Genomic DNA, 26464 nt, shown 5'->3' on the forward strand with positions numbered 1-26464 from the left:
GAGTATCAAAACGGCCCTGAGCGGAGTCGAAGGGCTGAAAAGAAACAGAAATAGCCGTCGCACGACCTGGAGGCTCTCGACAGGTTGAATGTTCGGTATTGGATATTCGTTTTCCATTCGACGTTGGACGTTCGATGTTCGATGTTCGACGTTCATCTTTCAAAACAATTCCATACGGCGTAAATGTAACCTGTGAACGGTTACAATCAATGAAACCATATGGTACCCACATGTCCCCCTCTGTTTAAGTAGGCCTCAATCTTCAATCCATTAGCCTGTTCAGTGAGAAGCTTAAGTCACTGATTATTAAAAACCCTTGTGAAGTTATCTGGATTCGACTATAAGGAAAATGACCACACCTAAGGTTCTCCGTTAAGAAAAACCCATTATGTTAAACGGAGTGCGCTTGCAAGAAGAAAAATCGCTTCCGATAAAACCCACCACCCCCAGGAAAGGATCGTCTTTCCACAAGACCAGCAAGTAAACCTCCTCGTCTATGACGGCCCTGGGCGCAATATGTTCCGTGCATACAGCAAAAGAGGCAGAGTCACAGCAGAGTTCAGCCGTGACGAATTTGAGGATAACATTTCTGAGATGCGAGCCGAGTGGACCTTTGCCAAGTTTCCGTATCTCACGCGCTACGCGTTCCCGGAAGGCATCATGCTCGTCGGGGCGCTGTCGCGCACCTTCCAGGAGGGAGGCGTGCTGGACGACCCGGATCTGGTCAACTTCGACCTAACCGAACAGGTGCGTGACCGCGCCTTGCTTAGCCTGGAAAGCTTCGACTCCTGCCGGTTGCTCGAGATCTTCTGGGCGGCAAAGCAAATCCTGAGGTTGGTGGATGAGGTGAACCTTGCGCGGCTGAGCACCGAATTGAACCCGGGAGTCAGCGGCCAAGGCTTTGGCGTCTTGGAGGCCCCCCGAGGGGTTCTGATGCACAGCTACCTGGTCAACCGTGGCTGCATTGAGCGCATGCGGCTTCTGGTGGCTACCCAGTTCAACAACGCTTTTATCAACCTGCTTATCAGGGATCTGGTTGAGAGGCACCTCGAAGGCAACAGCCTCTCAGAAGAGGGCGAACGGCTCATCGGCCGGTGCATCAGGATATTCGATCCTTGTCTTAGCTGTGCAACACACTGAGAATCAGTTTGAGCCGACGTGTGTACTTTGGGCTCGTGCAAAAATAACTTCACATTTTGGCATCTCAGCCCGCCAGAAAGATCCGCCAGACTCACGGCGGACTTTCAGCGGCGGATCTGCGACTTTAGCCCATCCACGCCAGAGGCGGATCTACGACTTTGACCGATCCTTCCGCCGGAGGCGCACAAACTCCTCGAAATAGCTCGCTATTCCTGCGGTTTTGCTCAATCGGATCGGCCGAATCTGAACCAAATCTGAGCGCCAACTCTGCGAACTTATTCTTGCGCGAGCCCTTACTGTTTCATCTTTTCCTTGACTTCGGTGACACAGTCAGCTTGATCGCTTTCTCAATAGTCAAGTGTAAAATATTGCCAAATAGTGGCATGGTGTTTCTCAAAGAGAACTTAATTTCCACCCTTGATAATGTAGATCTGGCCGCAGCTTAAGCCTAACTGGTTGAAACATTAGGAATAAATTGCAATCAATTGGTTTGGCACGATTTTTGCTTAAATTTAAAAATTTAGACATTACTTAATATGCAAGCTTAGACTCAATTACAGCTGTTCCCTGTTCCTTTGATTTTCATTCACGACTGATTCATCTGAGTATACCGTGGGTGAGGTGATTCTACACTATCACTTACCCTACTGGGCTATGGAGGAATCCCGTGAACCTCAAATTCCTTGTTTAATCCCAAATAAGTTGGGTTCATGTTCGTCGTCGCGATTCACCGCGTCCTTCGCTGAATTCACCCCGCACACACGATCTCTCGCTCGAAAAGATAAAGGACGTTACAACGATAGCGATTTCCCAGTTCCTTTGGTCGCTTCAATTGTATGCAGGGATAGATTCGCTGGTTCGAATAACGTTTTCAAATCAGAATACGTGTTTTTTACACTGCAAATCTATTTCTAGGTCAACCTGTAATCACTGGATCTGGACTTGCCGGTGCACGGGTCAAAAAGGAGAGACTTTCAAATGAGATCAATAGAAAATGGCCAACCTCTTTCGGCCAGATGGATCAGGCAAAGAACGCTTAAAGCCTTTTTTATCTCAGCTTTTTGGGAGGCTGGATACCATGGCCTTTAGGTGCATCAGAGCCATGGTCATGACTTACAGTAATGAGGGGGGGGAGAAAAATGTTCAGGATCACTCATAGAGATATTGTCTTTATCAGTATTTTGTTAGTTGCGATGTTTTGTTTTCCGTCTTCTTCCAGGTCCCAGGAGGTTGAGGCGTGGTCGAACCTCGGCCTTTATGGAGGCCAGATGTACGATATCGCCATTGACCCTACCAATCCGGACAAGATGTTCGCCGGGAGCTATATGGGAGACGGACTTTTTGTGACTGAAGATGGCGGAAGCAGTTGGCAGGCTGTAGAAACGGAAAATGAACTTGAAGGAGAAGACGCATTCGATAATCATGCAGTTTGGGCGGTAAAAATAGCCCCAAGCAATAGCAATGTGATATGGGCGGCCCACAATTACTGGGTGGAAAAGAGCACGGATGGGGGCCAGACCTGGACTCACATAAGAAACAGCACCATGCAGCGGGACTGCCCAAATTGCGGGGGTGAAGGTGACAACTTTCGGTTTTGCAGGTCAATCGCGATACATTCCACGAATCCCGATATAGTGTATGTGGGCACGGGCGGCCGGTACGGGGCTGCTCCACAGGGAACCATTTACAAAACTACTAACGGAGGAGATACATGGACGAAGACGGGATTCGACGCCTCGAATGACTTCGACCACTCGGTGGTAGATATAGATATTGATCCGCAGAATAGCAATGTCATCTGGGCTGTGACAAACTCTTTTGGTTATGGGGGATGGGCGGGCACCCTTTATCGAAGCGTGGATGGCGGAGTTACCTGGGAAGTCGCATTGGATCTAGGTCTTTTTGGTGGGAGCTACCTCAGCGTCGCTGCAAAGCCGGGTGATCCAAATACTGCTTTCACGGGAAGCGGCTATGGAATAATCAAACATTGGTTTGACGTCGAATGGCATTTTTCACAGCCATGTCCACAAAGCGCTGTGGTCGAGGATATATCCTTTGACCCACTAAATTCCAACATCGTGTATGCAGTCTGGCTATACCCCACCTCATGGGGTGGAGATGGAATAGGAAAAGTTGCAAGAAGTCTTGATGGGGGAGATACTTGGCTTGATCAGGACATCTATCCTCATGATTACGAGTTCCTTTCAATAGTTGTGCATCCGGCAAACAGCGAAGTGATTTTCGGAAGTGACAGATATCTGGGAGTATACAGGAGCCAAAATCACGGTGAAACCTGGACGTCTATTAATAACGGGATCAATGCGGTTATTGTCTATGATGTTGCCATTGACCCCAACGACTCAACACACATCCTTGCAGGCACTGTATCAGGGCTTCATGAGAAAAGGGGTGGAGAAGACTGGTTGCGGCTTCTGTCGTATTCGACATATTCGCTCCAATTCCACCCGACAGACAGGCAGACCTTCTATGCCGGTCTGGACGGTTGGTTGGCGAAGACAACAGACGGCGGCCTCACCTGGAGTTACACTGATTATCTGGGGCTCGGGGTCAATGACATTGCCATTGACCCCACCAATACCGACACCATATTTATAGCTTGCCACGCAGGGGGGGGACAGGGAGAGATTCAAAGGAGTATAGATGGTGGAGATACCTTTGAGAAGGTCTTGGGTGGAGTGAACCAGTCTGGTGAAGTTTATGATTTTAATGTCGTAACGATTGACCCTTCTGACCCACAGCATATCTTTGCAGGTGGAGGGCGTTTTTACTCCCCAATGGTTCTGGGAGATCTTTGGGAGAGCACAGATGGTGGCGACACGTGGGATCGAACCAGCCTCCAGAATGTGATCGTGAACGCCCTGCTTGTGGACCCTAAAAACCCCAACATCATGTATGCCGGATGCGGCTACAGCGGCGGCACAGAAGTTCCCCTCTATAAGAGCACAAATAGCGGGGCCACCTGGAGTGAATCCTACGAGGGAATCCCCTCCTTTGCAATAGGGTTAAGGGGTGTCTGGGGGTGTGCTCCAACAGATGTCTTTGCTGTGGGCTTATTCGCCTACTCCGATTTCACCCGCATCTTCCACTACGATGGGGACTCCTGGTCGGAAATGGACAGTGGCACAACAGAAAATCTCTACGATGTCTGGGGGAGTTCAGCGGCCGATGTCTTTGCCGTTGGGACCTCTGGCACCATCCTGCACTACGATGGTGATGGCTGGTCTGCCCCCATGACAAGTAACACAACAGAAAATCTCAACGGTGTCTGGGGGAGTTCAGGGACCAATGTTTTTGCCGTGGGCGATAATGGCACCATCCTACGCTACGACGGGGAGTGGTCTCCCATGGTCAGTGGCACAACAGAAGCCCTCGAGAGTGTGTGGGGGAGTTCCCCAACGGATCTTTTTACTGTGGGAGGTAATGGCACCATCCTGCACTATGATGGCAACGCCTGGTCTGCCCCCATGATAAGTGACACATCAGAATACCTTGAAGGAATCTGGGGGGCTTCTGGGACAGATGTCTTTGCCGTGGGGGATAATGGCACCATCCTACACTATTATGGCAACTCTTGGAGTTCCATGAGCAGCGGCACCACAAAGTATCTAAATGGTCTGTGGGGGTCTTCTAGCACGGATGTCTTTGCCGTGGGTTTTTCAGGCAGGGTTTTTCGCTACGATGGCAGCGCCTGGGCTGAAACGGACCTTGGAACGACCGAACGTTATCAAGCAGTCTGGGGGACTTCAGGAACAGATGTCTTTGTAGTTGGTGATCTTGGCGGCATCGTCCACTATGATGGTGCAACCTGGACTACTATGAAGCCGGGGGGGAAGAACTACAATGCCGTGACCGACCTTGAATTTCACCGTGAAAATACAAATATTGTTTATGCCAGCACCTTCAACGCAGGCGTGTATGTTTCCCCCAATCAGTCTGGAAACTGGTTGAACCTTGGAACCCCTGAACATGATGTGTTTGCCATCTCCAACGGATCGCTTTATGCGGCCACTGAAGGGGGCCTGCTGCAATGCACGGGAACCGGCGTTATTGCCGGACAAGTCGCCAATGCCATCTCGCGTATCGGCATTCATATGGCAAATGTTTCGACGAACGACTTTGGAGCAAGCACCATTAGCATAGGCGGCCAGTATATGATGGTCTCTCCTTCCGGGATATGCGATGTCACGGCAACGGCTTACAGGTACATCGATTCAACAGTCCCTGATGTGACCGTGTATGGGGGAGACGTAAGCTGGGCGGATATCTCGATGCCGCCCGATTCTTGTGTGATTGAAACCACGCCTTACCAAGACGCGGGAATCGATGACAATACATTCATAGCCAACGACACGTCCTTCGCCGTCCACATTGAAGATCCTGACGGCATCAACATCATAGATCCGGCCAGTATCCGATTGAGTGTCAATGACGGCACCACAGAGTACACACGGGACTTGAGTCACCCGTCTGTTACGTACAGGAAGATTGTCTCCACGGAGGGTGACACGCAGGTCACCAAGATCCGTGTGCTCTATGACAGGTCTAGGGACGATGAAGTAGGCGACTATGCATTTTCCAGCACAGTCAATGTTACTGTTGATGTCAAGGACGTCACGCAGGAGACATGCAGCTTCCGGGTGGCGTCAGAGGATGAGCACAATAATGTCCAGATACCCGCCGTCGCAAGTGTGGGGCCAGAACTTGGCGTCTTTGACGAGGAGACGGGGCAAGATGCTGGCATCCAGGTAACAAGCGGACCGTTGAAGGGGGCCATGCTCATTTATAGTAGCGATGAGCTTGTGGAACCCTCATTCGGACCTATTGATGTGCTTCCAACACTGAGCGGCGGGGTCGGGGCGCCCATGAATCTTGAACCCACAAACTGGTCATTCGATGTTCCCGTAAAAATCTATATTCCGTGTCCGGGCTATGTCGATGTTAGCGACCTGTGTGTATACTTCCACAACGGTACTAGTTGGGTATACGCCTGTCATGCTAGCGGTATCGTACAACCGGGAGGTGAAAACTGGATGGTCCCAGGCTCTAGGAAAAACCATAACGGCGGCGAACCGTCTACGATCGAAATCCAGGTTTATCACTTTTCAGGCGTGCAAGCGTCAGCCAGTGCGCCACCGTCGGCCCCATTGACGGGCCAATCTGCCGGGACTGGCGGAGGAGGCGGCGGGTGCTTTATTTCCAGGGCAGCGTGCGGGTCTCATATGGTCAACTTCGTGGAAACTCCGTATGCGTTCATGGGTCTGTTTATTTTAATGGGGGGCCTATGGTTTGTCTGCAAGTTTAAACTGAGCTGAAAGGAAAACATTGCTCTTGACGTCTATTAATATGAAACAGGTCTATTTACGGAGGGTGCTATGAAAAGAGTGTTCTGCATGATGCCGGTTCTTCTTGTCGCAGCATTTTTCTCCAGTCACGGTCTCCAAGCTGCCACGCTCTTTCAACAGGTAGGCGTCTCTTCTTCTCCCAATCCAGTTGGCTCAGGGGCGAGAGCAGTGGGGATGGGCGGGGCATTCATAGCGATTGCCGATGATGCCACGGCGGCCTCATGGAATCCGGCCGGTCTGATTCAATTGGAAAAGCCGGAAATATCCATCGTTGGCGCCTATTTTAACAGGAGAGAGGATTTTTCTTCTGATGTTCACCCGGAGATCAGCAATAAAGGTAAGGCTGATGATGCCAACATAAACTATTTCAGTGCCACCTATCCCTTCCAATTTCACCGAAACATGGTGGTCTCTATCAACTATCAAAGGCGTTATGAGTTTGAACGCGGTTTTGACTATAACTACGATTATTCGTCTCTTGGTGTAAATCTGTCACAGGATAAACATTTCGACCAGGATGGTTTCGTCGGCGCCCTGGGTCTGGCCTGTGCCGTTGAGATCACCCCCAAGCTTTCTCTCGGGGCCACGCTGAACATCTGGACAGACGACCTGTTCTGGGACAATGAATGGGAAGAAACCTTTACGGAGCACGGGGTGGGCACGCAGGGAGGCAACCCTGTCACCATAGATACGCGTTATACGGATAAGTATTCAGATTTCAGCGGGGTGAATGCAAACTTCGGCCTCTTATGGAATATGAACAAATACCTGACACTCGGGGCTGTCATTAAAACGCCTTTTGATGCCTCCATTCACCACGATTACCGCTTCACGCAGACAAGCATATTTGGTCCACCTGTCAGCACCACTGTGTCAAACCAACAAAGCACTTTTGAAGACGTGGAACTTCGTATGCCTTTATCTTACGGGATGGGTCTGGCGTGGCGGGTGTCAGACGCCCTTTCTTTTGACTTGGATGTTTACAGAACCCATTGGAGCGACTACGTCTTGACGGATTCGCAAGGCAACAACTTCAGCCCTATTGATGGACGACCAGAGAGCACCTCTGATGTAGAGGATACCATGCAGGTCCGTATCGGCGGCGAATATCTTTTCATCAGTCAAAAAACGAATATGGTCGTTCCCGTCAGGGCAGGCTTCTTTTACGATCCGGAACCATCACATGGTGACGTGAAAGATTTTTATGGTATTGCCGTTGGATCAGGCATCGCATACAAGAGATTCATCTTTGATGTGGCATACCAGTTGAGATGGGGTCGCGATATGGACACAGGCAATTTGATTGCCACCTCAGAAGCTGACATCACGCAGCATCTTTTACTTGCTTCGGTTATTATTCATTTTTGACGCATTCGGCAATACTTAACCGTCTCTGAATTTCTACAACTCACTGTTTTTACAACTGTCTACCCGCCTGCCAGCGAGCCCGAGAAAGGAATGATGGAATGTGCAGTTTGGCGGCCTATTTAACGATGCCCAAAGGAGGTGGTGGTCAGTGAAAAAGACGGCGCAATATGTCTTGTTTCTGATGACATTTTTAGTGGGGTTATCTCTCTGGAGTTGTGCCGGCCAGCCCTCTGGACCCGCTTATGTTAGAGATGGCAAGGAATACGGCAGGGTCCGTGGGGCCTTCAGACACCGGTGGTGGAATTACCACGAACGGGGGCTTTCTTTTGCTGAAGGGGAGTTTTTCTCCGAGGCCGTTTCAGATCTAGAAGAAGCGATTCAACAACGGACAAGAGACCAGCGAATGGCCCGGACCTATGGGATGCACTTCATGGATTACTTTCCCCACAGGGAGTTGGGCATCGTTTACTATGAAACGGGAGATTTCGAACGCGCGAAAAGGGAACTGGAACTTTCCCTGAGCCAGTTTCCTTCGGCCAAGGCCTATTTCTATCTCGACCGTGTACGAAAGGCCTTGATCGAACGGCTGGGGATAGAGGTGCCTCCGCCAAAACTTACTCTCACACTCACAACCGATGAGGTCTGGACCAAAGAAGACCCGGTGGTTCTCTCCGGTGTGGCGGAAGACGAATACTATGTGGCTGGCGCCACTATCAGAGGTGTGCCCCTCTTCTTGGAGGGTTCACAAAAACGCATCCCTTTTAGAGAACTCTTAGACCTTTCCCAGGGCAGGCACACGGTTGAAGTTGTGGCAGAAAACCTGATGGGAAAGATCACAAAACGTCAGGTGGTGATTTATGTAGATCGCGAAGGGCCCACTGTGACCTTGAAGGCGCTAGATTTGGATAGTGCTATGTCCGGCCAAGGGGCCACAATCTCCGGGTGGATTTATGACGAGGCAGGCGTATCTGATTTAAGCATCAATGGTCAAACAATCGCTGTTGAGAGGGGTATTGACGTCCCCTTCACTGCAAGGCTGGCTGTTTATGAAAATAAGATCGAGTTGGCAGTCCATGACCGGTTGGGCAACAAAACGTCTGCCTCGATCTCCCCTATTACTCCTGCTGCCAGTTACTCACCTGTGCTGGTGGCCTGCGCGGAGTCAGGCCTGGGACATCCTTTAATGGCTGGCCTTTTTGGCCCGAAGGATGTGCGGCCTCCGATCATCAGGCTCAAGGGATGGGCTGAAACCCAAACCGTTTTCCTGGAAAAGGTGTATATCGAAGGACATGCCGGTGATGAGAATAAGGTAGAGAGCCTGAGCGTTAATGAAAGCCCTGTATTGCGCCGTGAGGGCCAATTCGTCTTTTTCAGTCACATGGCGGACCTTAAAGAAGGAAAAAATATTGTAACGATTGAGGCGAGAGATGAGGCCGGCAATACGGCGAGTAAAGAGATTGTGATCATAAGGCGAGTTCCCCAAGCTCTTCAGTTAGCCGAACGGCTTAGTCTGACCGCATTTCCTTTTGAGCAAAAGGGGGAGGTTTCTGAAGCTAGCCTTTCATTTCAAGACAATCTCATTGATGCCCTGGTTAATCGAAATCGCTTTCGAGTGGTTGAAAGGGACAAGCTGGACGTGATCCTGGAGGAACAAAAACTGAGCCGTACAAAGCTCTTCGATAACCGTACAGTTTTAAAGCTGGGCAAACTGGTTGCAGCTCAGTCGGTCATCACCGGCAGCATCATTGAGACACGAACGGGCATTGAGGTTGTGGCTCGGATGATTGATACTGAAACATCCGAGATCTTGGCCACAGAGGACGTCTACGGTGAGTCCAAGGATCTTCCAGCGTTGAGGTTGCTGTCAGACGGGATGGCTGTCCAATTTCATCGCGAGTTTCCTTTGGTGGACGGGTTGATTATTGCGCAGAAAGGAGACGACATATTTACAGACCTTGGTGAGCAGGTCGTGAAGCTTCGAAGAAGGTTGCTCGTTTACCGGAAAGAGCCAGTAAGACATCCGATAACTGGAAAGGCACTTGGCACGAACAACACAATTATTGGTCGCGCCCGTGTGTCGCAGGTTATGCGCGAGATGTCAAAGGCTGAACTATTGGAATGCAAGGCCGAGACTATCAGGCATATGGACGACAGGGTTATTACCCAATGAACTATTCATCTGCGGAAGACCATCGGCTTTTGTTCAAATGTTTATCAGGTGACAGGACGGCATCAGAAACCTTGGTTCGACGATTTTCGGAGTTGGTATACGGATCGGTTCAGTATACGCTGATGGCCAAGGACGTGTCTTTCAACCGACAGGATCTTGAGGATCTGCATAATACGGTATTTCTGAGACTCTTTGAACAGGGATGTAAAAAGCTCAGGCAATATCAGGGGAAAAACGGGTGCAGTCTCGCCTCGTGGATCAGGGTGATCGCAGTGCGAACCGTGCTGGATCATCTCAGGAAAAACGGTGTTGATGCCATGGTTTGGCAGAAAAAGCGCATACCCCTTGAAGAATTGCCTGAGCTAAAGGCGGATGACATTGAATTTAAGGCCCAATACGAGAAGGCGGAGCAGGGGCGTTTACTTCGAGTTGGCGTGCAGAGGCTTCCTCCTCGAGACCGATTATTCATGAAGCTCCATTTTGATCATGGACTCTCTGCGGCAGAAGTGGCTGAGGCCATGCAGCTTTCCATCGGAAATGTTTACACAATCAAACATCGGGTAATTCAGAGACTAAAATCGCATGTCGCCTCGGCTATGAATAACAGCCCTTAGTTCTGTATCCGTGTAAGATAACATCGATTTTTGCGTCTATATATACAGAATGGGGAAAATACCTCTGGTAAAATAAACAGATTGACAGTTTTCAACGGAGTTTGCGATGAACATGCTATGTCCTGATGAGGAAAGGCTTGTAGACTATCTCGAGGGCCGTCTTTCTAAGGAAGATAGCTCTCAGATCGAGGAACACCTATCGAACTGTGACACATGTTTGGAAGGGCTTGTGGTGACAAATGGCCTGGTGCGAGGAATGGTTTCGTGGCAGTTTGATCCGGTACCAACCAGGGTCACTGATCGTGCTGTGCGTTTGGTAGCCAGCCAGCGCGCCCTCTCATATGATTCCTTGATGGAAAAACTGAGACGATCTATTCAGGGCTTAAGCTCGGGTATCTCGGAACTTTTGCGGCTAAAGCCATGGGCAAGATGGCAGCTTGCACCCATTCGAGGCTCCAAGATGGTCGCATCGGAAGATTTTGTTTGTCTGAGAGTTCCCTTTAAAGAAACTGAGACAGAAATCGAAATTGAGAAAACTAGAGCCAGTAAGGCGCATATCCGTGTGAAAGTGCAAGAACATAACAAAAAAAGAAGGGCAGCGGTAAGGGTCACGTTAAAAAGCGCTGAAAGGGAGGTTGCCTCATATCTCTTGGATGGCACGCACGTACTGTTTGAAGACATCCCCTTTGGTCATTACAGCATCACTCTGGCCGAGAATGGTGTGGAGCTTGGAACTTATCTTTTTGAGATCAAGGAAACGCGCCATGGCAGAAAATAAGATCACAAAAGGACAATCTGCATCGAGTAATCTTGAAGAAATATTTCAAGAGCGGGAACGTCTCGAGCAGATACTTGAACAAAAATTTAGAAAGGAAGTAACCATCCTTTTTACTGATATATGCAGCTATACTGACTATATAGATAATAGGGGGGATATCAACGGACGGGCCTTGCTCCTCAAGCACAATCGTATTGTGTTGCCCCTGGTAAAAGAACACGAGGGTAAGATCGTGGAGATCATTGGAGATGCGGTCATGGCGTCTTTTTCGTCTCCTTCGGCCGCGGTCGAGGCCTCCATGGCCATCCAGAAGTGCCTGTATGAGCATAACGTCAAGACAGAGGCCGCCGACAGAATTCATGTTAAGATCGGCATCAACATAGGAGAAACCCTGGTGGATGAGGCTGCTGCCTATCAAGGCTTTACCGGTGATGTGGCCAATGTAGCAGCACGCATCCAATCTCAGGCCGGCCCTGAGCAAATTCTGATATCCAAAGCAGTATACGAGCAAGTTTGCGGGAGCGAGGACTTTTTTTGCAGGTTCCATGGAACAATCCAGGCAAAGGGAAAGGCCCAGCCGCTAGAGGTTTATAGGGTAGTCTGGCAAGACGAGGATGTTGTCCTGGACAGCGAACCAAAGCTGCGGACCCATGAAGTCGCGGCCGAGAAAATAGGCAAGCAACCCTTAAGGGTATTTGAGCTTGAGATCGCCCGAGATGGGAATCGGTTGAAACTCAGCGCTCATGAGGAGATACCGGGTGAGGAGAGCACTATACGGCATTACGACGAGATACCGGTCTCAATGGAGATGATTCAAAGAAAGTGCCACGAGATGGTAGAGACTTTGAATAAAGCCAACCGCAAAGGCCGTGTAAGCCGCGAGGCCATGCTAAAGCTCAGAGAAATCGGACAAGTGCTTCACGACGAGTTATTCTCACTGAGTGTCAAAGAAAAGCTGAGGAAGACTAAGGCTGAATTCCTGAGTTTAAAGATTGATGATCAACTAGTTCACGTTCCATGGGAATTGCTCAGCGATGGCCGACAATTTCTCTGCCAACGTTTCAACATGGGCAGATTGGTCAAGACCCGGCAACCCATACTGGGTGTACGGTCTCGCGTGTTGGGCCGACCCCTGAGGATGTTGATATTGGCCGACCCTGAAGGCGATTTAAAAGGCGCCTATGCAGAGGGGATTCAGATACGTGATTATGTGGACAGAAATAAGGATTTGATCAATGCATTCCTTCGTTCAGGCAACACCACCCCTGATTCTATGAAGGAGAAGATAAGAAATTTTGACTTCGTCCATTTTGCCGGTCATGCTGATTACAATCCACAAAATACAGCAGCGAGCGGGTGGCGATTGACAGGTGGGAACCTAACGGCCCAGGACATTACAAAAATGGCCGGCACAGCCACAATGCCTGCACTTATCTTTTCAAATGCGTGTCAGTCGGCCCGCACGGAGGAGTGGACACTAAAGGTGTACTTTGAAGATGAGATTTTTGGCTTGGCCAATGCCTTTCTTTTAGCCGGCGTAAAACATTATTTGGGGACCTTCTGGGAGATATCAGATGAACCGAGCAGCCGATTTGCCATAGAGTTTTACGAGAACCTGCTTTCTGGTATGACCATTGGCGAAGCCACACGACGGTCCCGACAGGCTTTGATCAAAGAATACGGCGAAGAGACCATAGTGTGGGCAAGCTATGTCCTGTACGGGGACCCCACTTCCAACTATAAGGACCAAATAGAAGCGAGTGAGGCACGGAAGGAATCTGAGCCTGCCCGTATTTCGAGTTCAGATGGAGGGGTCAGGACACGAGAAGAAGTCATTGATTTTGCTGACACGGAAGCTCCAAAAAGGAGCCGGATATGGTGGTCTGTGGCCGCCAGCATTGTTTTTCTGGTAGCTGTCATGCTGTGGGGGTATCCAGGATTCTTACGGGAGGGAACGATAAAGTACGAGAGGGCAGCCCTGGCCTATTATGATGAGGGCAATTTCAAGGAAGCATTGAATGCCTGCAATCTCCTTGAGGAAAAGAATGCGGAGATTTCTTTGTCCTATCTTATTCGGGGAAATATTTTTTTGGCAAAAGGTGAATTGGATGTAGCCGAAGCGGCTTATCAAAAGGCGATCCAAGGCACAAAAGGGACAGATGTGCAAAAAGCTCATGCCCTTGTTGGCTTGGGCCGCCTGGCATCCCTTCGAAAACAGCCGGATGACGCTCTGAGATATTATCAGCAAGCTACTGAGATAGCTCCACAGAGCAGACCGGGATATTTGTCTCAAGCTCTTTTGCTTGAGGACCGGGGAGATTATGATAAGGCCCTGGACCTTTTTGGGAAGGCCCAAGCACTTGCACCGCAAGACCAGACGCTCAGGGCCATCACTAACGAGACTCGGAAAAAGGCAATACTTGCCAAGGATCAGAAGAAGCAGGAGCGCATTGATCGTATCGTTAAGGAATTGCTCGAAGGTATGAAGTCGCCTTCCAGAATACTCCCCAGTGATGGCTGGACGTCTCCTCCTCTGACTATGTGGGTGATGGATTTGAAGGTGCAAGGATACTCTTTGCAGGAAGGGCAAGAACGCCTCCTTGTCTCCGGCATTACGGATCAAATGCTTCAGCGCGGCCGCGCTCGGTTAGTGGAGCGGGCACTCTTAGACAAACTGGTCGAGGAGTTGAAGTTGGGAACATCTAAGCTGATTGATCGAAGGAGCGCATTGTCCCTGGGTAAGGTCCTGGCCGCAAGGCTAATTCTGTCGGGCCAAATGGTCTATTCCGGTCCACAAGTACAGGTCTCTATGCGCTTGATCGAAACCGAAACCGGGCAGATCGCCGCAGCCGTAAACGAATCATTTGGAAGTGCGGTTCCAGCTTCAGTGCTGGCAGAGAGATTGTCTAAGAATCTTTTGGAAAAACTGGAACAGCTTTATCCTTTACGAGGTAAAGTCTCGGAAGTTAAAGGTGAAGAGATTAGTCTCAATATAGGACAAATGGTTGGTGTGAAGAGCGGGCAACGATTCAGGGCGGTAGATGAAGACGTTACGTTGGAAGTCACCTCCATTCAGCAAGACACGAGCCTTGCCAAAATCGTAAAAGGGAAAGACCGTCTGCAAAAGAGCCTGCGTGTTGAGGCAATATAACGTGCGCTGAGATTCTGCGACATGACAAGTCTGTCGGTTGCATACACTTTTCTTTCTCACCCCCCGCTCTTTGCCTTTGAAAGGTTCTGCTCCGCAATCACATGGAGGCGACAGTGAAGAAAAAAACAGACCGAAGGAAATGGCCCAGAGAGGCCTTTCCGGCACATGAAATTGGGATAGTCTACCCACAACATGCGGAAGAAGAAAAAGAGATGCCGCCTGAAGACAGGCCTGATACTTTGATAGTCCATGTAGTTAACAGGAGTGAGGGCGGTCTTCTAATGGAATCACCCTTGAAATTCGAAGTGGGTTTTTTCGTGGACGTGCGGATACGGGTCCCTCGCGAGCGCGTATGGATGGCCCTCAAGGGGAAAGTTATCCGTGCAGAGGATATGCCGGACAGAAAGAACTATTATCTGTTAGGAATCGAATTTCAACCCAAGACACTGCGAAAAGAACTCCCAACGCATGGTGTAGAGGTAGGAAAGAAAAGGATGTATCCAGCTGATGTGGACTTTTTTATGCACACACAACTCTTTGATGCCGTCTCTGAGGAGGCTAAATGCCCTTTGTTGAACTGTATGACCCCAGGCCGTTTCAAGGCAGGACAAAGAGTAATTAGGCAAGGAGATGAGGGCGACACCCTGTATATGGTTCAGGAAGGTTCATGTGTGGCCCATATGGAAAAAGATGGGAGAGAACATCCCGTCGCCCGTCTTCGAGCTGGAGATATCATTGGAGAGATTGCGCTTTTGACAGGTGAGGCACGAACTGCTCATGTTGATGCCGAAACCGATGTGAAGTTATGGACTATGAGCCGGGCGCAATTTGACAGGCTGAGTAAAGAGCGTCCAGACGTCAGGAATTTTCTGACCGAGTTGGTCAGCAATCGATTCTCCTCCGAAAGGATGACTGCAGAAAGAGCTGTCGGAAAATACGTAGTAAATCAAATTATAGGTCGAGGCGGTTGGAGCATCGTTTACAAGGGCATTCATGCAAGCCTTAATATGCCGGTTGCCATTAAGATGCTGAAGCACGACATGGCCATGGATCCTGATTTTTCAGAGAAGTTTCGTTATGAAGCCAAGACCATTGCTCATCTCAACCATGAGAATATTGTCAAGGTATATGATATCGAAGAACTTTACAGGACCATCTTCATTATCACAGAGTATCTTGAGGGGGTGCCGCTCGATTCTATCTTGGAAAAAATGCCAAGACTTCCCTTGTCAAAGGTCTTAGATATTCTCCTACAAGTGTGTGCTGGGTTGGAATATGCGCACAAACAGGGCATTGTTCATCAGGACATCAAACCCGCAAATATCTTCATACAGTGGGATAATCGGGTGAAAATCCTTGACTTCGGATTGGCCTGTCCTCCGGGGACCATCGAATGCAACATACCAGGGACCGTGTTCTATATGTCGCCAGAACAGATCGAGGGTGAGCGCATCGATGAACGTACTGATATTTACTCCTTAGGGCTCACTGGTTTTGAGATGATTACCGGCCAGAGACCTTTTCCTGAAGATGATATAATGAAAGTCATGGACTTGCATTTGCACAGTGATATACCAGATCCTCATGGGGTAATTCCTGATGTGCCACATGAACTGTCCAACTTCCTGATGTGCGCAAGCAAAAGGGACCCTACAGCAAGATACCAAAACATGTCGCAGGTCCTTTATGAGCTTGAGTCGTTGGCCGAAACGATGGGTGTAAAGCGTGAAAGACCGGTACAGGAACGACGGAAAATGATGAGCCTCTTCTTATTTTACGACGATCAGCATGAATTGATGCTGAAACCACTGGTGGAAGACTTTAGCCACGAGGTCAGGAATGTTGGGGCCGAGTTACGAGCGGCAGAGTTTAAGGACGTGTACTGATTGGTTGTAGGACCGAGTGCTGTCCCTATACGGCCTGATGAACTGGGGATTCCTTGGGCAACGTGAAATAGAAGGTTGCCCCTTTCCCCTTTTCGGATTCTGCCCAGACCCTCCCACCGTGGTTGGTGACAATCCTTTCAACGATTGCAAGCCCCAAACCGGTTCCTTCAACGTCTTGTGTTTCTTTTAGACGGTGAAACGCCTCAAACACTTTCCGGTGGTATACCGGATCGATCCCGATGCCGTTATCCCTGACATAAAATTGATGGAAACCTTCTACATCTTTGTATCCGATCTCGATCCTGGGATACCCAGTATCCCCCATAAACTTGGTAGCATTGACGAGTAGGTTTTCAAAAACCTGATAGATCCTATCTCCATCACAGCAAATAATGGGAAGGCTACTGCTCACAACAAGCTCGATGCCTTTTGCCTCCAAACGGTCTTGGAGCCCTGAGGTTACGTTTTTTACTATGTCAAGGGAAGGAATCTCCTCAAAATTAAATACAACCCGTCCGATCAGTGACAAAGCCAGGAGGTCGGAGACCAGGACCTCCATTCGGCGGGCACTGCCTCTAATCTGGTGAAGATACGCACGGCCCTTTTCTCCCAATGTCTCCTCATATTTCCTGAGGAGCCGAGCAGAAAACCCCTGGATGGCAATGATGGGAGTTTTCAAGTCGTGGGAGACAACACGGACAAAGTTCTGCAATTCCTCGTTGATGCTTCTCAGTTCCTCATTGATCGTCCGAAGTCCTCCCTCCATTTCAAGCCTTAGATCATCACGAAGAAGCCATCTGGCCAACTGCTTGACAAAAGTAAGGGCAACTTGGGGATGGTTTCCTAAGATCCGGTCAAACTGATCCTGAGGAACGACGGTCAGGTGCGTCTCTTCGACGGTTTCTACACAGGCCGATCTGCGCTCCCCGGTTAAGAGGGCAATTTCCCCGAAACTGTCCCCTGGTCCTAAGTGGGCTAGATCAGTTTCCATGCCCTCTCTGCCTTTTCTGAATACCCTCACCTTTCCAGCATTGATGATGAAATAACTGTCGCATGGATCACCCTGTCGAAAAATGATGGTATGAGGCGGCACAACCCTGTCTTCAATCATCTGTTCAAGCTCATATAATGTCTCTTCGGGTATATCAGCGAAGATGGGGCTCTGTGATAGTCCGTGTTTTTTCTTTTTATTTCGGCTCATAGTGCATTGCCTTAAAAAAACGTAACGACAAGATCATGGATTTGCCTCCAAAAAGCTCGCCTAGGCCATCGTATTTCCGCAACATTTTATGGGTTCATCTCTTTGCGCTCATACAGCACCGGGCATCGGCTTAAGTGTCTGCCACCGCAATCATATATCTCCGGTAAGGTATTGGAGCAGGATGACACAGCAAAGTCGCACCTTGGATGAAAGGGACAACCAGCGGGTTTGTTGGCGCTATCCGGCACCGTGCCCGGAATGCTTTTGAGTCTGGCGCCACTTTTTGCGCGATCCGGCAACGAAGCCAAAAGCCCCTGGGTATACGGATGACACGGGTGATGAAGAATCTCAAAGGCGCTACCATGTTCCACAATGATTCCCGCATACATCACATAGATACGATCAGCAATCCTGGCCACCACCCCCAGATCATGGGTGATATAGAGAAGTGCCATGTGTCGCCTTTTTTGAAGCTCCGCAAAAAGGTTTAGGATCTGTGCCTGGATGGTCACATCAAGGGCTGTCGTAGGTTCATCGGCGATTACTAATTCGGGATTACATGCCAGCGCCATGGCAATCATAACCCGCTGCCGCTGTCCTCCGCTTAGTTGATGGGGATAATCTTTCAGGCGTTCTTCGGGTTCTGCAATGCCAACATCGGTAAGAAGTTTCACACACCGTTCTTGAATATTGGCTGCGCTCAGGTTTTCGTGGACCATAATGATTTCAGCAATCTGAGCGCCAACGGTAAATACGGGATTAAGTGAGGTCATGGGTTCCTGGAAGACCATGGCAATACGGTTTCCGCGAATTTTCTGCATCTCCTCGTCTGTGAGTTCCAAAAGATCTTGTCCTTCAAAGAGGACCCTGCCATCCACGATTTCGCCGGGCGGCTCGGGGACAAGGCCCAGAATGCTCAGCGCCGAGACTGTCTTTCCGCAACCAGACTCGCCTACCAGACAGACTGTCTCGCCCGTACGGACTTCATAGCTGATCCCGTCCACGGCACGGGCAAGTCTTTCCCTTCCGTGGAAATATACCTTCAGGTCCTCAACGGAAAGGAGGATGTTATTGTTACTGGTCATAGGTCAGAAGAAATCCCTAAAGTGATCTAACGCCCCTAAATCATAACAATCCACCGGCTCTGCCGTTGAAGGAGTTTTGGAGAAAAGGATAAATCCGAAATCCGAATATCGTGCTGTTTTCAAGGCGTCAGCCGCAAATCCGAAACAAATCCGAAATACTAATGTTCAAAAATCCCGTACATTCTAAGGAGCTTGTCCTCGGGATAGTCTTTGCCATAAGAACGTTTTGGTCATTTGTTATTGTTCCCCGGTATAATCGGGATATTCGAATTTCCAGCCGGTGAACCGGTTCTACCGGTCGTCACTCATTTTACCGTTCTCTCAACTTCGGATTCAGTGCATCCCGCAGCCCCTCACCAAAGAGATTGAAGGACAACACCACGATCAAGATAGCAAGGCCCGGCACAAACGTCAGCCATGGGGCATCGAAAATGAAGCCTTTGCCATCAGAAAGAATATTCCCCCACGTGGCATGAGGCGGAGGAACACCAAAACCGAGAAAACTCAAGCCAGCCTCGGTCAAAATAGCTGTTGCAATACCAATGGTGGCAGAAACCAGGACAGGAGCAATGGCATTAGGCATCATGTGACGAAAGATAATCCTCAAGTTGCCAACACCAAGGGCCCTTGCGGCAGTGACAAAGTCCTGTTCCCTCAAAGAGAGAAATTCAGCGCGCACAAAACGTGTGGCGCCCATCCAGCTCGTTAGCCCTATGACGATCATAATATTGTAGATGCTTGCCGGAAGGAGCGCGACCACCGTAAGAATCAGGAAAAAACTCGGGAAACAGAGCATAATATCCACGATTCGCATGATCAGTGTGTCAATAGAAATGGCCTCTATGTGAAGTAGGCGAACCCATTTTGGCATTTTTCTTCTTACCCGCGTTTTTTTCCTCAAAAGACCATAAGAAACGTAGGCCAGCCCAAGAACAAGAAGCACCGCACCTAAACTGATTGCACCCATGGCAAGCAAGGCGCCACCCGAACACAAAAGGCAAGCCGCGAGAATGTGTTCAAGCCTGACGTGGTGTTCTCCAAAGTAGCCCGCTATGCCGCCCATAAATATGCCGATGAGCACGGAGATCCCGACAGCCACAAACCCCACGGTCAGGGATACCCAGGCGCCCTGGAGCATTCTCCCAAATACATCGCGGCCCAGGTCATCAGTCCCCAACAAGTAGACACCCAAAGCGGGAACCTCGTCAGGCCGCAAAGTCTCAAGATTCGGTTTGGACAAGGGCGGTCGTAGCTTTTCCTGAAGTCGGACGTGAACAGGATCAATGATCGGCTCCGCACCTGAAGTCAGATAGAGGCCAACGAGAGCCGAAAGAAAGAAAAGAACGAAAATGATCAGCCCCGCAATAGCAAGGTTGTTTTCTCCAAAGAGTTGCCAGAATTCTCGTTTCCTTGTCATAACCGTATCCTCGGATCGACCACAAGGTAAAGCAGGTCTGAGACAAAAGTCCCGGCCAGCACCAGTACCGCAGAAACGAAATTGACCGTCAGAATAACGGGATAATCTCGAGCCAGGATGGCCTCATAGGCCATCCTTCCCATTCCCGGCCAGGAAAAGATCGATTCGATAATTACAGAACCACCAATCAGGCCGGGCAGAATCAGTCCGAACATGGTCACAAAAGGCAACAGGGCATTACGCAAGGCATGTTTATAGTGGACTTGTTCCGGTGGAAGCCCCTTAGCTCTTGCCGTTCGCACATAGTCCTGACCTTCCACTTCAAGCATCTGGCTGCGCACGTACCTGGACAGCACTGCGATCCCGCCGGTGGCGCCAAGAACTGACGGTAGTAAAAGGTGCCAGATCCGATCCATAATAAGGTGTGGCCATGGCGCATTGCCCAGGCCGAAGGTCTCCATGCCGATCACAGGCACGTGAAAACCGTTAACCACAAGAATGATAAGAACATAGGCAAAGAAAAAGCCCGGAATGGAGATCAATAGATAAGAAAAAAACGTGGTCGTGCGGTCGTATAACCCTCCCCTGAAAATGGCCGAACGTATCCCTATTGGAAAAGAGAGCGTCCAGGTAATGATGGTGCCTACGAGAAACAGCGGAAGGCTGTTTAGAAATCGCTCCCAGATCTTTGCCAGAACCGATTGATTGTCCTTCCAGGAGACCGTTTTTCCTGTAAAAAGATCTCGGTAGAAATAGAGATATTGGACATGTAAAGGCTTGTCGAGATAAAAGGCCTTTTGAAAGCGTTCAACGATTTCCGGTGTAAACTTCGGGTTGAGGGGGTCCACCTGGCTAGGCTCGCCCGGAGCCAGGTGGATGATCAAAAAAGAGACTATTGAGACAAAAAAAAGGGTGATAATTTTTTGGACTATGCTTCTGCCTATAAATGATAACACTCGCTACCCCTCTATAGAAAAAGTCGGCATTTCAGATAGTTTAATCCACTTGTTAAAGTAAAATGTGAAGTTTCCTGTCTTTGTCGGGGAGATTTTCTTGTAGATCGGATTGCCCCTTGCGTCCATCTCTTTAATGACAATCCGTTTGTCCAGAACCGCAGTCCATTTTCCCGCATAGAGAAAAGTATATGGCTGCTCCCGTGCAATGATCTCATGGAGTTGGTGACAGTACTCCACCTGTTTGTCATAGTCGTATTCCTGCCGTGTCTTGATGATGAGATCATCGGCCTTCTGATCCATAAATCCGACAAAATTGAGCTGATGTGGATTGGTCTGGCTCGAATGCCATATCTGATATAGATCAGGCTCTATTCCCATACGCCAACCCAGGACGATGGCATCAAAGTCCGTCTTGTCCACGCGCTCCTGGATAAACACGGACCACTCCAGGACATCGGTTGTTACATATATGCCAATTTTCTTCCACGCATCCTGGGCTATGGCAAGGACTGCCTTGCGAAGGTCGTTGCCGTGATTCGTAATCAGGGTAAACTGAAGTTTCTTGCCATTTTTTTCAAGCCAGCCGTCCTGATTGCGCGTCCAGCCTGCGTTTTCCAGGAGCCTTAAAGCAGCCTCAGGATCATACGGCAAGGGTTCAATGCGCTGATTGTAGTGGGCGGTCTGTTTGACAAAAGGCCCTGTTATCCGCTCCCCCTGGCCGTAAAGAACATAATCTATAATTTTTTTCACATCAATGGCCATTCCAAGGGCTCGGCGCACTCGCGAGTCATTGAAGGGTTCACGGCGTATGTTGTAGCCGATATAGGTGTAACCAAAGGAAAGCCCTGAAAAGCTCTGGTATTTAGGATCCTGTCTCAGACGTTGCACCTGGTGCGGTTGTACGCTATAGCTGTCAACAGTGCCTGCATAGAACTCCATCTCCTGGGTGAGAAGATCCGGCACAATCCGGCAAGTGTAGCGCTCATAACTGGCCGCGCCATCCCAATAGTCCTCAAAGCGTTCGAGAAAAATATACTGATCCGATTTCCACTCCCGAAACACAAAGGGGCCGCACCCAATGGGATGGCGGCCAAAACTGCTTTGCCGCATGGAGAACTCCTCCGGATCCTTGCCAAGACGAAGAGCCTCCTTTTTCATGGCCTCGTCATTCAAGAGATGTTCGGGAAGGACCCCCATGCCCCAAGTGCCCAGGGCGGGAGAATAGAGCCGTTTATAAACAATACGGACTGTCAGCGGGTCAACCACGTCCACCTGCTTGACTGGTTCGTAGTCGGCGATGCGGGGAGACAGGTTCTTGGGATCCATGATCGCTTCAAAAGTAAATTTTACATCATTGGCATCAAACAGGTGCCCGTCATGAAATCTCACGCCGGGACGCAGATTAAACACCACAATAGGATTATGTTCCGTAGCCGGCAAAATCTCTTTTGCGTATTCGGCTTTTTTCCACTGCCACTCGTCGCGGTCGATACTCAGATGATTTTCCCCCCTGAATGAGCTGAAATAGTCCTTGCCCAAGATGGTTAGGAGATTCTTGAAAAGATCCTGATCCACCCGCTTGAGCACGAATTTCAGCCGGTATGGGGCCTGAACTCTGATGGTTGCCATGGTTAGCTCTTCGTCCTTGTCCTCCTTTTCCCCCCTGGTTACGGAAAATTCCCTGGCCGGGATTACGGTGATTTCCTCGATATTATCAAATGAGGTCTTGGTCTCTGAACTCACTGGCAAATCCCCGACCCTTGCTCTTTGGAGAAGATTCACCACTTCCTGGCCCCCTGCCCTGCCCACGCCCGGAATGCCGGCATTCTCGTTCACGTAAAAAAAGGCCTCCTCGTAAACATTCCATGATGTGGCAAGGCGCCCCCTGAAACGGAGATCTTCATCCCGATCAATGAGCCCTTCAAATACCATGGACTCAATGTCGCTACTAGCTGTGTCTGAGGAGAGGATCGGGTTCAGTATGCTGGCATCGCCAATGGATGCGGTTATGTATTCATTTAGGCGCCTGGGGTTGCCACGCGTCTGCTCTTCGTAGGTTGGTACCCAGAAATATGACTGCAGCAGAAAGGCAATGACTACGGTGGGCGCTAAGATCAGAAATCTTCGGACGGTCATAATAGACTTTCAGAATCTTTTTTGTTGACACTGCTTTTCAAACATATTCAATTGAGATACGCAGAGTCAACAAAAAAGCCCGGACGGCCAAGGTCGTCTATTCATAGAAAACGGAGTGCGTGACATGAAAATCGGCGTTATGAATGATCCTTCTTTATCTGTATATGACGAGATCGAAGCGATTGGAAAAGCCAGGTACCATTTTCTGGATCTTACCATTGAAGGCCCCACCCTATCTCTGGATGTGGAAAGAACTAGATCGCTCCTTGATCAATATGGTCTTTTCGTGGTCGGGCACACCGACCCCTGCCTTCCCTACGCCTATCCGATCAATGAGGTCCGTAAGGCCTGTTTCAAGGAGTTGGAACGGTGCGCAAAGCTCTTCTCAGCCCTGGGCGCCAAGATCATGAACATTCATCCTTGTTATTCCTCTCCGCCTCGTATGAGGCAGGATCTCGTGGAACATAATATTGAGGCATTGAAACCCGTCGTGCAAATGGCCGGCGCTCATGGCCTTACCCTTGTATTGGAGAACTATAAGGCCCCATTTGATTGTGTTTCAACCTTTCAGATCCTTCTTAATGAGATCCCCGGGTTGGAAGTGCATCTCGATTTTGGTCATACGAACTTTGGGCAAGACGATGCGGGGAGTTTCTGCAGGCATTTGGGCCACCGCATTATGCACGTTCATTTTTCCGATAATCGTTCAACCGAGGACCATCATATGCCATTGGGCGTGGGAAACGTAGACTGGAGGAAGGCCGTGGCCGCCTTGAAGATGATCGGGTATGATGAAACGATTACCCTGGAAGTGTTTTGTGGTAATCACTCAGTCCGGTTTGAGTATCTGCAGATTAGCAGAAAGCTTGTTCTGGATCTCTGGATGTAGTTTGAATGCCGCATATTTTTGTGATATGGGAAAATCAATACTAACTGCTCAACCGAGGCAAGGAGGTGCACCATGGAGCTTATTAAGATTATGGTAAACGGTCTTCCCGGTAACATGGCCGCCAAAGCAGCTGAACACATTTTGCGCGACTCGGCCCTGAAATTGCTCTCCTATGCCCTGACTGGTCCTGAGATTACAGCAAATGAAACCCAGGTCGACTCTGAGCGAATCACATTGATCCGGCCGGATAAACGCCAGGAAATGATTGATTCTATCAAAAAGGCGGAGGGGAGATTTATCTGTGTGGACTACACTCATCCCGGTGCGGTTAACGACAATGCCTCCTTTTACTGTGACAATGGGCTCGCCTTTGTCATGGGTACGACAGGTGGTGACAGGCAACGCCTGGTCCAAACTGTCAAGGACTCTGACGTAGCTGCGGTTATTGCCCCAAACATGGCCAAACAGATCGTTGCCTTCCAGGCCATGATGGAATACGCTGCCGGGACATTTCCTGGCGTGTTCAAAGGATATGACCTCAAAATCAGGGAGAGCCACCAAAAAGGCAAAGCAGATACTAGCGGAACCGCCAAGGCCATGATCGGATACTTCAACGAACTGGGCTGCCCTTTTACAAAAGACCAGATTATCATGGAACGAGACCCCGAAGTTCAACAGACTAAGTGGGGCGTTCCCGAGGCCTATCTAGGCGGACACGGGTGGCATACCTATGCGCTGCGATCCGAGGACGGCACGGTTTTTTTTCAGTTCACCCATAATGTCAACGGCCGGGATATATATGCAGGGGGAACCATCGACGCCATTCACTATCTTGCTAAAAAGATTGAACAAGCCGCAAAGGGTCAGGTGTTCAGCATGATAGACGTGTTGAAAGGGGTATAAAAAATGCGCGATGTTATAGCCCTTATCATGGCCGGTGGCAGAGGCGAACGGCTCTGTCCATTGACAAAAGACCGATCAAAGCCGGCGGTTCCTTTTGGCGGTATTTACCGTATCATTGATGTAACCTTAAGTAACTGCATTAACTCCAATATTTACAAGATTATTGTTTTGCCTCAATACAAGGCTCAGTCCCTGGTCGAACATATAGAGGCGGGATGGAACATATTCAGCTATGCCCTGGGCCACTACCTGAAGATTGTACCGCCCCAGATGCGCACTGGAAATCAATGGTACCGAGGTACTGCCGATTCAGTACGTCAAAACATCTACCTCATAGAACGAGACACCTCCGAAAATGACCATGTACTTGTCCTTTCCGGTGACCACATCTACAAGATGGACTACAGCCACCTGAAGACCTATCATCAAGAAAGGGACGCAGATATTACAGTTTCGGTTATTGAGGTACCTATTTCCGAGGCCCACCGGTTTGGGGTTTTAGAAGTTGCTGAAGACTACCGGATTACTGGTTTCCAGGAAAAGCCTCGATCTGCCATGCCAATTCCCGGAGATCCTGATCGTGCCCTGGCTTCCATGGGGATTTACATGTTCAAGGTCCCTGTGTTGGTGGACATTCTGAAGGCCTCGGACAAGGATGACTTTGGCAGGGATATCATTCCTGAAGCCATAAAAAGATATTCCCTTCACGCGTTTCCCTATAAAAAGGAAAACCGAATTGAGGATTTCGTTTATACCGTCAAGGAGGATGGCAGCCGTGTTCGTGTCCTAAATCCTTGCATACAGGATTCTTCGTATTGGCGTGATGTCGGGGATCTGGACGCCTACTGGAATGCAAACATGGATTTGACCGGAGTGGAGCCAGCCTTTAACTTGTACGGCGCCAAATGGCCTTTGAGGACTTTTCAGGCACAGTATCCGCCGGTAAAGACCGTCTTTAAGAATACCGATGCCGACAGAATAGGCATGGCATTGGATTCTATAGTATCGCATGGAACGATCATAAGCGGTGGCGTCGTAAAGAACTCGGTCCTCTCCTATAATGTCATGGTAAGAAGTTATTCAGAGGTGCGTGAATCGGTGATCATGTCTCACGTGGAAATTGGTCGCTACTGCAGAATAATGAAGGCGATCATCGACAAGAAAAATATCATACCGCCTAATACAGAAATCGGATATGACCCTGAAGAAGACCGTAAGAGGTTCACGGTGACGCCTCGGGGCATTGTGGTCGTGGCAAAAGGGACTTTCAAATGAAGCTCCCCGCAGCAAGCTGCGGGGTATCAAAGCGGAATTTCGCCATAGTTCGCCTTGCCTTCGCGCAGCGCAGGCGCTTGCGCCGCGTGTCATCCTTGCAGCAAGTCGCCGACGCGCCATAGCTTGGGCGAC

Annotated in this window: 16 protein-coding genes; 11 read left to right on the forward strand and 5 right to left on the reverse strand. The window is 49.5% G+C overall.

What is annotated here, in order from left to right; genetic code table 11:
* Positions 1–516 precede the first annotated feature (516 nt).
* The 8 genes from JW883_09310 (at position 517) to JW883_09345 (ending at position 16470) form a co-directional block, all read left to right on the forward strand.
* Positions 517–1140: a nickel-dependent hydrogenase large subunit gene (locus tag JW883_09310; GenBank protein ID MBN1842460.1), complete on the forward strand. Its 624-nt coding sequence runs from the start codon at positions 517–519 to the stop codon at positions 1138–1140.
* Between the two features lie 1139 nt (positions 1141–2279).
* Positions 2280–6473 carry a hypothetical protein gene (locus tag JW883_09315; protein ID MBN1842461.1) on the forward strand — a complete coding sequence of 1398 codons (4194 nt, stop codon included), beginning with the start codon at positions 2280–2282 and terminating at the stop codon, positions 6471–6473.
* Positions 6474–6533: 60 nt separating this feature from the next.
* A complete protein-coding gene (locus JW883_09320) occupies positions 6534–7871 on the forward strand; it encodes an outer membrane protein transport protein (protein MBN1842462.1) in 1338 nt (445 codons plus the stop codon).
* 148 nt (positions 7872–8019) lie between these two features.
* Entirely contained in the window at positions 8020–10041 is a 2022-nt protein-coding gene (locus tag JW883_09325) for a hypothetical protein (protein MBN1842463.1), read from the forward strand.
* Positions 10038–10655 (forward strand): sigma-70 family RNA polymerase sigma factor, encoded by a 618-nt coding sequence (locus JW883_09330; GenBank protein MBN1842464.1) that lies wholly within the window; start codon positions 10038–10040, stop codon positions 10653–10655. Before JW883_09325 ends, JW883_09330 begins: the two co-directional genes overlap by 4 nt.
* A 106-nt stretch (positions 10656–10761) precedes the next feature.
* On the forward strand, positions 10762–11433 hold the full coding sequence (locus tag JW883_09335; protein MBN1842465.1) for a zf-HC2 domain-containing protein: 672 nt from the start codon (positions 10762–10764) through the stop codon (positions 11431–11433).
* Positions 11420–14584: a CHAT domain-containing protein gene (locus tag JW883_09340; protein MBN1842466.1), complete on the forward strand. Its 3165-nt coding sequence runs from the start codon at positions 11420–11422 to the stop codon at positions 14582–14584. The genes JW883_09335 and JW883_09340 overlap by 14 nt, the downstream gene beginning before the upstream one ends.
* 113 nt (positions 14585–14697) lie before the next feature.
* A complete protein-coding gene (locus JW883_09345) occupies positions 14698–16470 on the forward strand; it encodes a protein kinase (GenBank protein ID MBN1842467.1) in 1773 nt (590 codons plus the stop codon).
* A 25-nt stretch (positions 16471–16495) separates the two neighbouring features.
* Here the strand turns inward: JW883_09345 and JW883_09350 are convergent, their stop codons facing one another.
* The 5 genes from JW883_09350 to JW883_09370 form a co-directional block, all read right to left on the reverse strand.
* A complete protein-coding gene (locus tag JW883_09350) occupies positions 16496–17671 on the reverse strand; it encodes a cyclic nucleotide-binding domain-containing protein (protein MBN1842468.1) in 1176 nt (391 codons plus the stop codon).
* Positions 17672–17757: 86 nt separating this feature from the next.
* Positions 17758–18756 carry an ABC transporter ATP-binding protein gene (locus JW883_09355; GenBank protein ID MBN1842469.1) on the reverse strand — a complete coding sequence of 333 codons (999 nt, stop codon included), beginning with the start codon at positions 18754–18756 and terminating at the stop codon, positions 17758–17760.
* 310 nt (positions 18757–19066) lie between these two features.
* Positions 19067–20173 (reverse strand): ABC transporter permease, encoded by a 1107-nt coding sequence (locus tag JW883_09360; GenBank protein ID MBN1842470.1) that lies wholly within the window; start codon positions 20171–20173, stop codon positions 19067–19069.
* Positions 20170–21129 carry an ABC transporter permease gene (locus JW883_09365; protein MBN1842471.1) on the reverse strand — a complete coding sequence of 320 codons (960 nt, stop codon included), beginning with the start codon at positions 21127–21129 and terminating at the stop codon, positions 20170–20172. The genes JW883_09360 and JW883_09365 overlap by 4 nt, the downstream gene beginning before the upstream one ends.
* 3 nt (positions 21130–21132) lie before the next feature.
* A complete protein-coding gene (locus JW883_09370) occupies positions 21133–23265 on the reverse strand; it encodes a peptide ABC transporter substrate-binding protein (GenBank protein MBN1842472.1) in 2133 nt (710 codons plus the stop codon).
* Between the two features lie 124 nt (positions 23266–23389).
* Here JW883_09370 and JW883_09375 point away from each other — a divergent pair, with 124 nt between their 5' ends.
* The 3 genes from JW883_09375 (at position 23390) to glgC (ending at position 26332) form a co-directional block, all read left to right on the forward strand.
* Positions 23390–24154 (forward strand): sugar phosphate isomerase/epimerase, encoded by a 765-nt coding sequence (locus JW883_09375; GenBank protein MBN1842473.1) that lies wholly within the window; start codon positions 23390–23392, stop codon positions 24152–24154.
* 72 nt (positions 24155–24226) lie between these two features.
* The gene (dapB, locus tag JW883_09380) at positions 24227–25057 is read left to right on the forward strand and encodes a dihydrodipicolinate reductase (protein MBN1842474.1); all 831 of its coding nucleotides are present in this window, start codon (positions 24227–24229) and stop codon (positions 25055–25057) included.
* A gap of 3 nt (positions 25058–25060) precedes the next feature.
* A complete protein-coding gene (gene glgC, locus JW883_09385; protein MBN1842475.1) occupies positions 25061–26332 on the forward strand; it encodes a glucose-1-phosphate adenylyltransferase in 1272 nt (423 codons plus the stop codon).
* Positions 26333–26464 lie beyond the last annotated feature (132 nt).

The sequence above is a fragment of the Deltaproteobacteria bacterium genome (genome assembly GCA_016930875.1).
In the GTDB taxonomy this organism is placed as follows: Bacteria; Desulfobacterota; Desulfobacteria; order Desulfobacterales.